The organism is Stutzerimonas sp. 21-1 (assembly GCF_056336065.1).
In genome coordinates this window covers 3,473,197-3,487,279 of sequence record NZ_CM150500.1, presented here as the reverse complement: position 1 = coordinate 3,487,279, position 14,083 = coordinate 3,473,197, and the positions used below count along the sequence as shown (strand labels likewise).

Sequence of the window (14,083 nt, the reverse complement as noted above, 5' to 3'; positions counted from 1 at the left end):
GCGGGCGTGCCTGCGGATCACGAGTCCGTCGCCATGACCGATAACCACAGCGAACCTACTGCGCCGAAAATCGAATTTCCCTGCGAGCGTTATCCGATCAAGGTGATCGGCGAGGCCGGCGAGGGCTTTCGCGAGCTGGTGCTCGAAGTGATCCAGCGCCATGCGCCGGACTGCGACGAGACCACCCTGGTCACTCGCGACAGCCGCAACGGGCGCTTTCTCTCCGTGCAGGTGCTGATCACCGCCACCGGCGTCGAGCAATTGCAGGCGATCCACGTCGATCTGCGCGCCACCGGCCGCGTCCACATGGTGCTGTGATGGATGCCGAGGTGCTCGGCATCCGCGAGCTTGGGCTGATCGACTACCAGACGGCTTGGCAGGCCATGCAGCGTTTCACCAATCAGCGCGGCCCGCAGACCGGCGACGAGCTCTGGTTGCTGCAGCATCCCCCGGTGTTCACGCAGGGCCAGGCCGGCAAGGCCGAGCACGTGCTGTTTCCCGGTGACATTCCGGTGGTGCAGGTCGACCGCGGCGGGCAGGTGACCTATCACGGTCCGGGGCAGCTGGTCTGCTACCTGCTGATCGATGTCCGCCGGCGCGGCATCGGTGTGCGCGCGCTGGTCAGCCATATCGAACAGAGCCTGGTCGATCTGCTGGCCAGCTACGGTGTCGCCGCGCTGGCCAAACCGGATGCGCCGGGTGTATATGTCGACGGCGCCAAGATCGCCTCGCTCGGCCTGCGCATTCGCAACGGCCGCTCCTTCCACGGCCTCGCGCTGAACGTGGACATGGACCTGGAACCCTTCCGGCGCATCAATCCCTGCGGTTATGCGGGGCTGGCGATGACACAGCTGCGCGATCTGATCGGGCCGGTGGACTTCTCCGAAGTCGTCGGCCGACTGCGCACGCAACTGGCCCGGCACCTCGGATACGCGCAACAGAAGACCCTCGCGGGCGGAATCGAAAACATATGAGTACTGTTGATACGGCGGGCAAGCGCCCGGCGAAGGTTGAGGCCGGGGTCAAACTGCGTGGCGCGGACAAGGTCGCGCGCATTCCGGTGAAGATCATCCCCACCGACGAGTTGCCAAAGAAGCCCGACTGGATCCGCGTGCGCATCCCGGTTTCGCCCGAGGTCGACCAGATCAAGAGCACCCTGCGCAAGCACAAGCTGCACAGCGTCTGCGAAGAGGCCTCCTGCCCGAACCTGGGTGAGTGCTTCTCCAGTGGCACCGCGACGTTCATGATCATGGGCGATATCTGCACGCGGCGCTGCCCGTTCTGCGACGTCGGCCACGGCCGGCCCAACGCTCTGGACCCCGACGAGCCGAAGAACCTGGCCCAGGCCATCGCCGACATGCGCCTGAAGTATGTGGTGATCACCTCGGTGGACCGCGATGACCTGCGCGACGGCGGCGCTCAGCATTTCGCCGACTGCCTGCGCGAAATCCGCAAGCTGTCGCCGAACATTCAGCTGGAAACGCTGGTGCCGGACTATCGCGGACGTATGGACATCGCCCTCGACATCACCGCCAGTGAGCCGCCGGATGTGTTCAACCACAATCTGGAAACCGTGCCGCGGCTGTACAAGTCGTCCCGTCCCGGCTCTGACTTCGAGTGGTCGCTGGACCTGCTGGAGAAGTTCAAGCAGCGCGTGCCGGGCGTGCCGACCAAGTCCGGGCTGATGCTCGGCCTCGGCGAGACCGACGAGGAAGTCATCGAAACCATGCAGCGCATGCGCGAGCATGACATCGACATGCTGACCCTCGGTCAGTACCTGCAACCGTCGCGCAGCCACCTGCCGGTGCAGCGCTTCGTGCATCCGGACACCTTCGCCTGGTTCGCCGAGGAAGGCATGAAGATGGGCTTCAAGAACATCGCTTCCGGCCCGCTGGTACGCTCCTCGTACCACGCCGACCAGCAGGCGCACGCCGCCAAGGACTGATGCGCCCCGAGCCGCCCCGGCGCGACGCCGGGCGGTTCGCCCCTCTGTGGCGTCGCCGAGAGTCATCCACGCGGTTTGGCATGTCTTCCCCAGCGCAACGGCAATCTGTTTGTGTTTGCCGTTGCGCTTGGCAAGAAAATTGCGTCATTTCGCCGCATTAGACTTTGGTCTATAGTGCCCCGCGTCTGACATCACAAGGCCGAGGGCCACCGCACATGAGTTATCCCCAGCTGAAGAACCTGCTCGATGATCTGGACGCCGCCAAGGTTGAATGCGACGCCATGAGCCGCCTCGTGGTGACACGCCTGGCGCGTCAGCACATCCCCTATCAGGCGATGCTGGGGCAGGTCGAGCTGGACGGTAAGGTGCTGTCGCCGCACTTCTGGGTCGAAGCCGATGGCTGTGTGATCGATTACCGTGCCCGCCAGCGCCTCGGTGGTGACGAACGCGCGCCGCACGGCGTGGTACCGCGCGAGGCAGTGCAGGCACGTTACGCCGGTCACCAAGTGGTGATCGATCCGCTGCCGGACTACCTCTACGAAGTAGCCGTCAAGCACTGAGCACGGCTGTCGAAACGCAAAAAACCCTGCTTCGGCAGGGTTTTTTGTGGCTTGCATTCGCCGGTTGGCTGGTCGATCGGCAGCCGCATGGCCGCCGCAGGTGTTATGGCCGGTCGCGCAGGCGCCCCAGCAATTCCTGACTGGGATGGCCATCCGCCGGCCAGCCCAGCTGCTGCTGGAAGCCACGGATGGCCTTGCGGGTATTGGCGCCGATGATGCCGTCCGGCGTGCCGGGATTGAAGCCCTGGCGATCCAGTCGCTCCTGCAACTCCAGGCGCTCGGAGCGGCTCAGCGGCTGCTCGCCGCGCGGCCAGGAGGCTGCAATCTGGCCGCTGCCCTGGAAGCGTTCGCCGAGCAGGCCGATGGCCAGCGCATAGGCCGAGGAGTTGTTGTAGCGCAGAATGGCGCGGAAGTTGTCCAGCACCAGGAATGCCGGTCCGCGGTGGCCGGCAGGCAGCAGCAGGCTCGCGCTGCGCTCGTCGGAGTCTGCCGGCAGGCCGCGCAGGCCTAGACGGCGCCACTCGCCGAGCGTTTTGCGCAACTCCATGTCGGCCAGCGCATAGTCGAATGTCTCCGGCAGGCGCACCTCGAAACCCCAAGGCTGACCCTGCTGCCAGCCGGACGCCTGCAAGTAATGCGCGGCTGAGGCCAGTGCATCGGCCGGGCTGCTCCAGATGTCGCGGCGGCCGTCGCCGTCGAAATCCACCGCGTGGGTGTTGTAGGTGGTCGGAATGAACTGGGTCTGGCCCATCGCGCCGGCCCAGGAGCCACGCAGTTGTTCGACGGGAATGTCGCCGTTCTCGAGGATTTGCAGCGCCGCGATCAGCTGGCTCTTGGCGAACTGCGGCCGTCGGCCCTCATGCGCCAGGGTGGCCAGCGAGCGGATCACCGACTTGTCGCCCTGGATCTGGCCGAAGCTGCTCTCCAGTCCCCAAATCGCGACCAGTGCCTGACGATCCACGCCGTAGCGTGCCTCGATGCCCTGCAGCGTCGCGGCGTGTTCAGCGAGCAGCCGCTTGCCGTTGCGTACGCGCTGATCAGAGAGCGCGCCGTCGAGGTACTGCCAGACCGGTCGGGTAAATTCGGGTTGGCTGCGATCGGCGGCGATGACGCTGGCGTCGGGCGTTACCCCGGCAAATGCGCGATCGAACAGCTGCGGCGAAACGCCGGCGGCGAGCGCCTCGGTGCGAAAGGCCTCGCGCCATTCGCTGAAGCTGAGCGGCGTGCTGACGATATTCGCCGCGCTGGCCTCAGGCGCGGTGATCGCCTGGGGACTGGTTCCCGAGGCGGCGCGGGCCAGTGGTTCGGCGGCGCAGGCAACGATCAGGCTCAGGCCGGCTGCGGTGACCAGCGTGCGCAACAGCAGGACGGGAACGAAGGGGTAAAACATGCACAACTCTCGGGGACCGTGTCGTAGGTCGCAAACCTTAACACGCTTTGCCGGGCTTGGTTTTTCAGCCTGCCAGAAGGACTGAAGCCTCCCAGTGGGAGGCTTCGCGGCGGTAGCTGCCTTTGCCTTTTTTCGGCGTTTCCTGGCGGCTGCGGAACAGCGGTTGGGCAATCAGGCGCTTGGCCTTGTTGGTGTGCTTCGTGCTCTTGCTCATGGTATGCCCTCGTGTCGTGGGAGCAGGCGAGCGCATCATAGGCGTTGTGCAAAAAATGTCCAGTGGCTGGGCTGGCGAACGCTCAGGCGAGTCCGAAGCGCTTGCCGGCCAGGCGCAGGCACAGCTGGGAAAGGCCGATCCAGGGATCGCCCTCGGCTTGCCCCTTGACCTGAGCATCGATCTGCTGCGCCTCCACCAGCATCTGGTTCCAGGCGCTAGCGCCGTGGCGTTGCAGCGCCTTGCTCAGCAGCGGACGGCGCTTGTCCCACACGGGCGGACGGGCCTGCGCGAACGCACGTTCCAGCGGCGTGCCCTGGCTGTACTGCATGGCGAGGTTGGCCAGCAAACGCAACTCGCGGGCCAGCGCCCATAGAATCACCGGCGCTTCCACGCCTTCGCCGCGCAGGCCCTCGAGCATGTGCAGCGCATGGGCGGCCTGGCCGTGCAGCGCCGCGTCGATCAGGCCGAAGACGTCATAGCGGGCGCTGTCGGCGACAGCGGCCTGCACGGTCGCGGCATTGATCTGGCCACCTTCGGCCAACAGCTTGAGCTTTTCGGCTTCTTGCGCGGCGGCCAGCAGGTTGCCTTCGACCCGCGCGGCGATCAGCTCGATGGCTTCCTGGTCGGCGGATAGGCCGGCCTGTGCCAGTCGCTGGCGAATCCATTGCGGCAGTTGCGTCGCTTCCACCGGCCAGATCTGCAGGAACTGGACGTCCTTGCCGTCGATCAGCGCCTTGGCCCACTTGGTCTTCTGCGTGCTGCCGTCGAGCTTGGGCAGGCTGATCAGCAGTACCGTGTCTTCGGCCGGGCGGGCGAGGTATTCGAGCAGTGCTGCGGCGCCCTTGTCGCCAGGCTTGCCGTTGGCGATGCGCAGTTCAAGCAGGCGCTTTTCGGCGAACAGCGAAAGGCTGGCACCGGCTTCGATCAGCTGGCTCCAATCGAAGCCGCTTTCAGCGTGGAATACCTGACGCTCGCTGAAGCCCTGTGCCCGAGTCGCCGCGCGGATCGCGTCGCCGGCTTCCTGGCAGAGCAGGTGCTCGTCGCCGCTGACCACGTAGACCGGGGCCAGCGTGCCTTGCAGGTGCTTGGCGAGCTGCGCAGGGGCGAGTTTCATGTGGGCAGATGCGGGGACGTTGCCGTCCCCGTGGGCATTACTGAATGGGCAGTTCGATGGGCGACTGCTGCGGCCGCGCATCCTGCGCGCGCCGTGCCGCTTCGACGGCTTCGGCTTCGGCACGGGCCTTGGCTTCGGCCTCCTGCTGCAGGCGGTCGAGTTCGCCGGGGGTGATGCGCTGGATGCGCATGACCAGTTGCTGCAGCAGTTCGCGGCGCATTTCCTGGCGCAGCTGGTCGCCTTCCTGGCTTGAGCCGATCAGGTTGTTGCTGTCGTGCACATAGACCTTCTGCACCTCGACGCGGTCCTCCAGCAGCAGGCGATCCTGCGGACCGCGGAACTGGTAGTCGAGAGTGCTGGTGAGCTCGTACTCGGCGCTGCGTGCCGAGCTGGTATAGCTGGCGGTGCGCTGACGGGTCTGCTCGTTGGCCAGGTTGAGGCTGTACTTGGCGCCAGGATGGACGCGAACGTCGTTGCGCTCGAGCAGCGTCTGCAGCTCACGGACGGTGTCGCCGTAGCTGTTGCGTGCCTGCAAGTCGAGCTCCTTCAGGCCGAACTCCACATCGCCGGTGCCGCGCAGCTGGAAGCCGCAGGCGCTCAATAGGAGCGTCAGGCCCAGCACTACCAGATTGCCCTTGTTCATCTTGTATCCCCATTGCAGGCCAGGCGCAGGCGCCTGGACCGGATCAGTTTGCGACGATATTGACCAGCTTGCCTGGCACGACGATGACCTTGCGGATGGTCAGGCCTTCGGTGAAGCGCAGCACGTTTTCGTTATCGCGGGCGGCGGCCTCCACCTCTTCGCGGCTGGCGCTGGCCGGCACTTCGATCTGGCCGCGCAGCTTGCCGTTGACCTGCACCACCAGGGTCAGGCTGTCCTGCACCAGGGCGGCTTCGTCGACCTTGGGCCACTGCGCATCGATGATCGCGCCGCTCTTGCCCAGCTGCTGCCAGAGTTCGTGGCAGATGTGCGGGGTGATCGGTGCAAGCAGCAGGGCGACGGCCTCCAGGCCTTCCTGCAGCAGGGCGCGGTCCTGTTCGCTGGCGGTCGGCGCCTTCTCCAGTACGTTCATCAGCGTCATCACCTGGGCGATGGCGGTGTTGAACTTGTGGTGCTGGCCGACATCGGTGCTGGCCTGCTTTATCGCCAGGTGAATCGCGCGGCGCACGGCCTTCTGTTCGTCGTTCAGCGAGGCCACATCCAGCGCACCCGGCAGCCCTGCGCTGACATGCGCATGGGCCAGGCGCCAGACGCGGCGCAGGAAGCGGCTGGCGCCTTCGACGCCGGAGTCGGACCATTCCAGGCTCATGTCCGGCGGCGAGGCGAACATCATGAACAGGCGGCAGGTGTCGGCGCCGTAGGCATCGATCATCGCCTGCGGGTCGACGCCATTGTTCTTCGACTTGGACATCTTCTCGGTGCCGCCGATTTCCACCGGCAGGCCGTCGGTCTTCAGCTTGGCGCCGATGACCTTGGCCTTGGCGTCGCGTTCGACCTCGACGTCGGCCGGGTTGAACCAGTCCTTGCCGCCGTTTTCCAGGGTGCGGTAGTAGGTTTCGGCGACCACCATGCCCTGGGTCAGCAGGTTCTTGAACGGCTCGTTGGACGACACCAGGCCTTCGTCGCGCATCAGCTTGTGGAAGAAGCGCGCGTAGAGCAGGTGCAGGATGGCGTGCTCGATGCCGCCGATGTACTGATCCACCGGCAGCCAGTGGTTGGCCGCTTGCGGGTCGACCATGCCCTGGTCGTAGTTCGGGCTGGCGTAACGGGCGAAGTACCAGGACGACTCGACGAAGGTGTCCATGGTGTCGGTTTCGCGCTTGGCCGGTGCGCCGCACTTCGGGCAGCTGCATTCGTAGAACTCGGGCATCTTCGCCAGCGGCGAGCCGGCGCCGTCCGGCACCACGTCTTCCGGTAGCACGACGGGCAGCTGGTCTTCCGGCACCGGCACGTCGCCGCAGCTGTCGCAATGGATGATCGGGATCGGGCAGCCCCAGTAGCGCTGGCGGCTGATGCCCCAGTCGCGCAGGCGGAACTGGGTGCGGGCCTGGCCGAGGCCCTTCTTCTGCAGGGCCACTTCGATGGCGTCGAAGGCACCTTCGAAGTCCAGGCCGTCGAAGATGCCGGAGTTTATCAGCTGACCATGTTCGCCGTAGGCGTCCTGCCAGGGCGCGGGCGTCTCGTCGCCGGCACTGGTGCGCACCACCGGCTTGATCGGCAGGCCGTACTTGCTGGCGAACTCGAAGTCGCGCTCATCGTGCGCCGGCACGGCCATGACCGCGCCTTCGCCGTAGTTCATAAGCACGTAGTTGGCGACCCACACCGGCAGCAATTCGCCGGTCAGCGGGTGCTGCACGCGCAGGGAAGTGGCCAGGCCTTTCTTCTCCTGGGTGGCGATGTCGGCCTCGGCGACGCCGCCGCGCTTGCATTCGTCGATGAAGGCCTGCAGCTCGGGGTTGTTCTGCGCCGCCAGGGTCGCCAGCGGATGTTCGGCAGCCACCGCCACGTAGGTCGCGCCCATCAGCGTGTCGGGACGGGTGGTGAAGACCTTCATCGCACCTTCGTGACCAATACTGGCAACGTCGTAGGGGAAGCTGATCTCCATGCCGCGCGACTTGCCGATCCAGTTGCGCTGCATGGTCTTGACCTGTTCCGGCCAGCCGTCCAGCTCGTCGAGGCTGCTCAGCAGCTCATCGGCGTAGGAGGTGATCTTGAAGTAGTACATCGGGATTTCGCGCTTCTCGATCAGCGCGCCCGAACGCCATCCGCGGCCGTCGATAACCTGCTCGTTGGCCAGCACGGTCTGGTCGACCGGGTCCCAGTTCACCGTGCCGTTCTTGCGGTAGATCACGCCCTTTTCGAACAGCTTGGTGAACAGCCACTGCTCCCAGCGGTAGTAGTCCGGCTTGCAGGTGGTGACTTCGCGCGACCAGTCGATGGCCAGGCCCAGCGATTTCAGCTGGGTCTTCATGTAGGCGATGTTCTCGTAGGTCCACTCGGCCGGCGCGACGTTGTTCTTCATCGCCGCGTTCTCGGCCGGCATGCCGAAGGCGTCCCAGCCCATCGGCTGCAGCACGTTCTTGCCTTGCATGCGCTGGTAGCGGGCGATCACGTCGCCGATGGTGTAGTTGCGCACGTGGCCCATGTGCAGCTTGCCGCTGGGGTAGGGGAACATCGACAGGCAATAGAAGGTGTCCTTGCCGGGCTGCTCACTTACTTCAAAGGATTTCTGCGCGTCCCAGTGGGACTGCGCGGCGGCTTCGATCTCGCGGGGCTGATACTGTTCGTGCATGGCTACTGGCGTTGGGATGGGGGCTGGCTCTCCGCGAATGCACAGGCTCGGCTGGCAGGTCCGGCGGGGCGGGACAGCAGCCGCGAAGCGGTTGCAGGCGGAGGGCATGGAAGCGCCGTAGCATACATGACCCCCCGCAGCCTAGGGAAACCCGATTTGCCCCCCAGCCGCGCACTGCCGTCTGTCGTCCTCGACGCCTGCGCCCAACTCTCGTCTACGCTTGGATTGGGGGCGGGAAGAAGACGAGGTGAATCATGGGTAAAGAGCCCTCGGAAGAAAGCAGTCTCTACGGCCGCGTGCTGCGGCGCCTGACACAGGCTCTGGAAGAGGCGGAGCGTAATGCGGTAGCAGGGGAAACCGGAAATGCCGAGCTGGAGGTCAGGGGGCTGACGCCAGCCGAATTCGAACTGATTCGTGCGTATCTGCAGCGTGACGCGCAATGGCTCTCGGGCTGGCATGCCGCCGCCGAGGAACAGGAACTGCTGGCGCGCCAGGCCCAGCGGCCGTCGTTGCGCAGCGTGTCGCGCGGACGTCATGGCGGACATGGCAAGCATGTGCCGCTGTCGCTGCAACAGTCGATGAGCTGCGCGCTGTGCAGTAGCGAGGTGCACTGGCCTGATGGTCCTGGGCCGGCGATCTGCCCGGTGTGCGGTTCGCAGCTGCTGCGCGCGCGTCAGCGGCTGTTTTCCTACCGACGCCATTGAGTACGGCATAGCGGCACGGGCGCCGGCCACGTAGAGTTGCCGGCGGTCGACACGGAGATGCCGCATGCCCCTTCGCTATATTTTCAAACAGCTGATGCTGCCGCCGGGCGGCCTACTGCTGCTGTTGCTGCTGGGCTGGTGGTTACGCCGGCGCGCACCGAGGCTGGCGGCGCTGTGTTTCATCGGCGGCTTCGGCGGGCTCTGGCTGATGAGTCTGCCGATCGTAGTCGAGTGGACGGCGCGGGCGATCGAGCGCGAGCCGGCGCTGGAAGCGGCGCAGTGGCCCGGCCTAGCCGCGCGTGCCGGCGCCATCGTAGTCCTCGGTGCGGGGCGTGAGCAGGCCGATCCGGCCTGGGGTAGCGATCAGCCGGGTTACGTTGCGCTAGAGCGCCTGCGCTATGCGGCGCGGGTGGCGAAAGCGTCCGGCTTGCCGATTCTTACCAGCGGCGGTCTGCACTACGGTCAGCCGCCGAGCGAAGCAGCGATCGGCGCCCAGGTGCTGCGGGAAGATTTCGGCGTGGCGACCCGCTGGCTCGAGGAACGCAGCCGTACCACCTGGGAAAATGCCGTCTACAGCGCCCGTATGCTCAAGGCCGAAGGCATCGAGCGGGTGGTGCTGGTGACTTCGGCTGCGCACATGCCGCGTTCGCGCTGGTGCTTCGAGCAGAACGGCATCGAGGTGATCGCCGCGCCGGTGGGCTTCGTTGGGGTGCCTAACGGTCGGCCGCTGAATGGTTGGCTGCCGGAGGTGAAGGCGTACTGGCAGAACGGCATGTTGCTCAACGAGATCGTCGGGATGGCGGTCTACCCGCTGGTCTACGCGGCAGACTAGCTGCCGCGAACTGACGGCTGCGCTCAGACGTTGCGCCGCTTGAGCAGCGCAAAGCCGAGTAGCAGCGTGCAGACCACGATCAGCGGCCACGAGCGCCAGCGCAGATAGGGCGTCAGCCCCTGCATTGGCGTGACCTCACCGTAGAGCACTGCTTCCTCGAACTGCGGCACCTGCTCGGTGATACGCCCGCGCGGATCGATCAGCACGGTGATGCCGTTGTTGGTGGCGCGGATCATCCAGCGTCCGGCTTCCAGTGCGCGCATCTGCGCCATTTGCAGATGCTGCAGCGGACCGATGGAGCGGCCGAACCAGGCATCGTTGCTTACCGTCAGCAGCAGGTCGCTCTGCGCCGCGAGGCCGGCGGCGAATTCCGGATAGACCACTTCGTAGCAGATGTACGAGGCGATCTGCAGGCCCTTGGCCTGCAGCAGCGGCTGGCCCGGCTCGCCGCGGGCAAAATCGGACATCGGCAGGTCGAAGAAGGCGATCAGCCCGCGCAGCACCTCCTGCAACGGTACGTACTCGCCGAACGGCACCAGCTTCTGCTTGAGGTAGGTACCCGTGCCTGCGCCAACCGCGGTCAGGCCGTTGTAGTAGCGCATCTCGCCGGCGGCGTTGGGCTGGCGCACCGGCACACCGGTGATCAGCGCGGCGTCACGCTGCTGGCTGAAGCCCGCCATCATGTCCAGATAACCCGCGGCGTGTTCCTTGAGGATCGGTACCGCGGTTTCCGGCCAGATGATCAGGTCGGCCGGGCGGCTGCGGAAGGTCATGTCGCGATACAGCAGCAGCTGCATCTCGAGCTTTTTCGGGTCCCACTTCATGCTCTGGGCGACGTTGCCCTGTACCGCGGCGACCATCAGCGGCTGGCTTTTGCTCTGTGTCCAGGCGTGCTGGCTGAGTCCCAATCCGGCGATCCACGGCGCGGCGAGCAGTGCCAGAGCGGCCGCCAGCTGCATCTTGTGTGTACGCAGATGCGGCAGATTCACCAGCAGTGCGGCACTCAGCGCGATGCAAAAGCTCAGCAGCCAGACGCCACCCAGCGGGGCCAGCCCCGCCAGCGGACCATGCAGCTGGCTGTAGCCGACATACAACCAGGGAAAACCAGTGAGTACCCAGCCGCGCAGCGCATCGAGCGCCAGCCAAAGCGCGGCGAAGGCCAGCGCGTCGGCCAGCGGCGCCTGCTCGCGCCTGAACCAGCGCGCCCAGAGCCAGCCGAGCAGGGCGAAGAACAGCGCCAGCCCGGCGACGAAACCAAGTGTTAGCAGCCCGGCCAGCGCCGGCGAGGCGGCACCGAAGTCATGGATGCTGACATAGACCCAGCTCACGCCCGAGGCGAACAGGCCGAAGCCGTAGCACCAGCCGCGCCCCGCGGCAGCCTTGGGCGTCAACTGGCGCAGGCCGAGATAGAGCAGGGCGATCGACAGCAGCGCCAGCGGCCAGAGGTCGAACGGCGCCAGCGCCAGCGTGGTCAGCGCGCCGGCCGCCAGCGCCAGCAGGTTGCCCGGCCAGCCGGGGCGGGTGATCCAGAGCATCGGGGAACCTCGAAAGGACAATGGAGGCGGCCTGCGGTTGGCGAATGCCGCGGCACTCGCCAACCGCAGGCCTGCCGCGATCAGGCGGTCAGCCGGCTGACCCGCAGCATGTGCACGCGACGGCTGTCGGCGTTCAGCACGCGGATGCGGAAGCCGTCGATCTCGGTGATCTCGTTGCGCTTGGGCAGGTGGCCGAAGGTGCTCATCACCAGCCCGGCGACGGTGTCGAATTCGTCGTCCGGGAATTCGCTGCCGAAGAATTCGTTGAAGCTGTCGATCGGCGTCAGCGCCTTGACCAGGAAGTCGCCGCTGGGTAGCGGACGGATGTAACTGTCTTCCTCGACATCGTGCTCGTCTTCGATGTCGCCGACGATCTGCTCCAGCACGTCCTCGATGGTCACCAGGCCGGCGACGCCGCCGTACTCGTCGATGACGATGGCCATGTGGTTGTGATTGGCGCGGAACTCGCGCAGCAGCACGTTGAGGCGCTTGGATTCCGGGACGAAGGTCGCCGGCCGCAGCAGCTCCTTGATGTCGAAATCGTGCTGCTCCTCGCGAAGGATCAGCGGTAGCAGATCCTTGGCCAGGAGCACGCCGATGATTTCGTCGAGGCTTTCGCCGACGACCGGGTAACGCGAATGCGCGGCCGAAATCACCGCCGGCAGGAACTCCCGGGGCGACTGATCGGCGCGGATGCTGATTACCTGCGAGCGCGGCACCATGATGTCGCGCACCTGCAGGTCGGCGACCTGGATGGCGCCCTCGACGATGGCCAGCGCCTCGTTGTCGAGCAGCTTGTTCTGATGGGCTTCGCGCAGGATATCCAGCAGGTCCTGACGCGTCTTCGGCTCATGGACAAAAGCCTGGGTGAGTTTTTCCAGCCAGGACTTCTGCCCGCTGGTCGATCGATCTTCGCTCATGGTGTGCGACTCAAGAGTCCTTGTCGGTGCCCGTCTCGGGCGAAAGTTCGGCGTAGGGGTCGGGATGGCCGAGCTCGGCCAGGAGCTGACGCTCCAGTGCTTCCATTTCCTCGGCCTCGGCATCCTCGATGTGATCGTAACCAAGCAGATGCAGGCAGCCGTGGATGACCAGATGCGCCCAGTGCGCGGTCAGCGGCTTGCCTTGTTCGACGGCCTCACGCTCGACCACCGGCACGCAGATCACCAGGTCGCCGAGCAGCGGGATGTCGAGGAACTCGTCCGGCACGTCGGTGGGGAACGACAGCACGTTGGTCGGGTAGTCCTTGTGCCGCCAGGTGCGGTTCAGCTCGCGGCCTTCCTCCTCGTCGACCATGCGGATGGTCAGCTCGGAGTCGCCGCTGCGCTGGCGCAGCGCCAGTTCACACCAGCGCTGTAGCTCGGCAGCGGTCGGGACCTTGCCGGTGCTGGCCAGCTGTACGTCCAGTTCAATCATGGCGATTGTCTGCGCTACGGTGGCTGGCCTGGGCGTGACGGTCTTCGAACGACTCGTAGGCTTCGACGATACGCTGCACCAGCGGATGGCGGACCACGTCCTTGGGCTGGAAGTGGGTGAAGCTGATGCCGTTGACGCCCTTGAGCACCTCGATCACGTGGGCCAGGCCGCTTTTGGTGCCGCGCGGCAGGTCGACCTGGGTGATGTCGCCGGTGATCACCGCAGTGGAGCCGAAGCCGATGCGGGTGAGGAACATCTTCATCTGTTCCTGGGTGGTGTTCTGGCTTTCGTCGAGGATGATGAAACTGTTGTTCAGCGTACGGCCGCGCATGTAGGCCAGCGGGGCGATCTCGATCACCTGCTTCTCGATCAGCCGCGCCACGTTCTCGAAACCGAGCATCTCGTAGAGCGCGTCGTACAGCGGACGCAGGTAGGGATCGATCTTCTGCGCCAGGTCGCCGGGCAGGAAGCCGAGTTTCTCGCCTGCTTCCACTGCCGGGCGCACCAGCAGGATGCGACGAATCTGTTCGCGCTCCAGGGCGTCCACCGCGGCGGCCACCGCCAGGTAGGTCTTGCCGGTCCCGGCCGGGCCGATGCCGAAGTTGATGTCGTTGTCGAGGATCGCCTTGACGTAGCGCTGCTGGTTGGCGCCGCGCGGGCGGATCATGCCCTTCTTGGTGCGCAGGGCCACGCCCTGGTGAGCGCTGGGGTTGGCCAGCTCTTCCAGACCCGATTCCTGCAGGTACAGATGCACCATGTCCGGCGACAGCTCGGTGGTCTTGGTTTCGCGGTACAGGCGGCGCAACAGGTTTTCGGCGGACTTGGCCGCGTCGGTCGGGCCGACCAGCTCGAACTGGTTGCCGCGGTTGCGGATTTCCAGCGCGAGGCGCTGTTCGATCAGGCGCAAGTGCTCGTCGAACTGGCCGCAGAGATTGGCGAAGCGGCGGGCTTCAAAGGGTTCGAGGGTGAAGCGATGAGGTTCTATGGGTGCGTTCAAGGGCTTGTAGGTGTGGCCGGACTCGGCGGATAGATGAATGGAGAATAGCGCTGCGCGCGCGATGCGAAAAGCGCAGTTGCATGGGC

15 protein-coding genes are annotated in these 14,083 nt (G+C 65.7%); 6 read left to right on the top strand and 9 right to left on the bottom strand.

Translation table 11 applies throughout. The features are described from left to right. Positions 1 to 33: 33 nt before the first annotated feature. The 4 genes from AC0ZJQ_RS16775 to AC0ZJQ_RS16760 all read left to right on the top strand — a co-directional run bounded on the left by AC0ZJQ_RS16775 (position 34) and on the right by AC0ZJQ_RS16760 (position 2,505). On the top strand, positions 34 to 318 hold the full coding sequence (locus AC0ZJQ_RS16775; RefSeq protein WP_008569648.1) for a DUF493 domain-containing protein: 285 nt from the start codon (positions 34 to 36) through the stop codon (positions 316 to 318). Next, a complete protein-coding gene (gene lipB / locus AC0ZJQ_RS16770; RefSeq protein ID WP_102827863.1) occupies positions 318 to 974 on the top strand; it encodes a lipoyl(octanoyl) transferase LipB in 657 nt (218 codons plus the stop codon). The genes AC0ZJQ_RS16775 and lipB overlap by 1 nt, the downstream gene beginning before the upstream one ends. Then, a complete protein-coding gene (gene lipA / locus AC0ZJQ_RS16765; RefSeq protein WP_008569650.1) occupies positions 971 to 1,945 on the top strand; it encodes a lipoyl synthase in 975 nt (324 codons plus the stop codon). Before lipB ends, lipA begins: the two co-directional genes overlap by 4 nt. A gap of 215 nt (positions 1,946 to 2,160) precedes the next feature. Continuing rightward, positions 2,161 to 2,505 carry a hypothetical protein gene (locus tag AC0ZJQ_RS16760; RefSeq protein WP_008569651.1) on the top strand — a complete coding sequence of 115 codons (345 nt, stop codon included), beginning with the start codon at positions 2,161 to 2,163 and terminating at the stop codon, positions 2,503 to 2,505. 103 nt (positions 2,506 to 2,608) lie between these two features. On the opposite strand, the gene AC0ZJQ_RS16755 is transcribed toward AC0ZJQ_RS16760, so the two are convergent. The 5 genes from AC0ZJQ_RS16755 to leuS all read right to left on the bottom strand — a co-directional run bounded on the left by AC0ZJQ_RS16755 (position 2,609) and on the right by leuS (position 8,516). Beyond that, complete coding sequence (locus AC0ZJQ_RS16755) at positions 2,609 to 3,895, bottom strand: lytic murein transglycosylase (RefSeq protein ID WP_476476959.1); 1,287 nt, start codon at positions 3,893 to 3,895, stop codon at positions 2,609 to 2,611. 64 nt (positions 3,896 to 3,959) lie between these two features. Continuing rightward, positions 3,960 to 4,109 (bottom strand): alternative ribosome rescue factor ArfA, encoded by a 150-nt coding sequence (gene arfA, locus AC0ZJQ_RS16750; protein ID WP_008569653.1) that lies wholly within the window; start codon positions 4,107 to 4,109, stop codon positions 3,960 to 3,962. An 82-nt stretch (positions 4,110 to 4,191) separates the two neighbouring features. Continuing rightward, a complete protein-coding gene (gene holA / locus AC0ZJQ_RS16745) occupies positions 4,192 to 5,223 on the bottom strand; it encodes a DNA polymerase III subunit delta (protein ID WP_476476958.1) in 1,032 nt (343 codons plus the stop codon). 37 nt (positions 5,224 to 5,260) lie between these two features. Beyond that, complete coding sequence (locus AC0ZJQ_RS16740; protein WP_008569655.1) at positions 5,261 to 5,866, bottom strand: LPS-assembly lipoprotein LptE; 606 nt, start codon at positions 5,864 to 5,866, stop codon at positions 5,261 to 5,263. Between the two features lie 43 nt (positions 5,867 to 5,909). After that, complete coding sequence (gene leuS, locus AC0ZJQ_RS16735) at positions 5,910 to 8,516, bottom strand: leucine--tRNA ligase (protein WP_314018047.1); 2,607 nt, start codon at positions 8,514 to 8,516, stop codon at positions 5,910 to 5,912. Between the two features lie 254 nt (positions 8,517 to 8,770). Between leuS and AC0ZJQ_RS16730 the strand changes: the two genes are divergently transcribed. Both AC0ZJQ_RS16730 and AC0ZJQ_RS16725 read left to right on the top strand, forming a co-directional pair. Beyond that, entirely contained in the window at positions 8,771 to 9,220 is a 450-nt protein-coding gene (locus AC0ZJQ_RS16730) for a hypothetical protein (RefSeq protein WP_008569657.1), read from the top strand. Positions 9,221 to 9,284: 64 nt separating this feature from the next. Then, positions 9,285 to 10,052: a YdcF family protein gene (locus tag AC0ZJQ_RS16725; RefSeq protein WP_155550740.1), complete on the top strand. Its 768-nt coding sequence runs from the start codon at positions 9,285 to 9,287 to the stop codon at positions 10,050 to 10,052. A 23-nt stretch (positions 10,053 to 10,075) separates the two neighbouring features. On the opposite strand, the gene lnt is transcribed toward AC0ZJQ_RS16725, so the two are convergent. The 4 genes from lnt to AC0ZJQ_RS16705 all read right to left on the bottom strand — a co-directional run bounded on the left by lnt (position 10,076) and on the right by AC0ZJQ_RS16705 (position 13,997). Further along, positions 10,076 to 11,587, bottom strand: coding sequence for an apolipoprotein N-acyltransferase (gene lnt / locus AC0ZJQ_RS16720; RefSeq protein WP_155550739.1), 1,512 nt, complete (start codon positions 11,585 to 11,587; stop codon positions 10,076 to 10,078). Between the two features lie 80 nt (positions 11,588 to 11,667). Continuing rightward, on the bottom strand, positions 11,668 to 12,507 hold the full coding sequence (locus AC0ZJQ_RS16715) for an HlyC/CorC family transporter (protein WP_155550738.1): 840 nt from the start codon (positions 12,505 to 12,507) through the stop codon (positions 11,668 to 11,670). A gap of 10 nt (positions 12,508 to 12,517) precedes the next feature. Then, positions 12,518 to 13,000, bottom strand: a complete 483-nt coding sequence (gene ybeY, locus AC0ZJQ_RS16710; RefSeq protein WP_155550737.1) for an rRNA maturation RNase YbeY — start codon at positions 12,998 to 13,000, stop codon at positions 12,518 to 12,520. After that, positions 12,993 to 13,997 carry a PhoH family protein gene (locus AC0ZJQ_RS16705; RefSeq protein WP_008569662.1) on the bottom strand — a complete coding sequence of 335 codons (1,005 nt, stop codon included), beginning with the start codon at positions 13,995 to 13,997 and terminating at the stop codon, positions 12,993 to 12,995. Before AC0ZJQ_RS16705 ends, ybeY begins: the two co-directional genes overlap by 8 nt. Positions 13,998 to 14,083 lie beyond the last annotated feature (86 nt).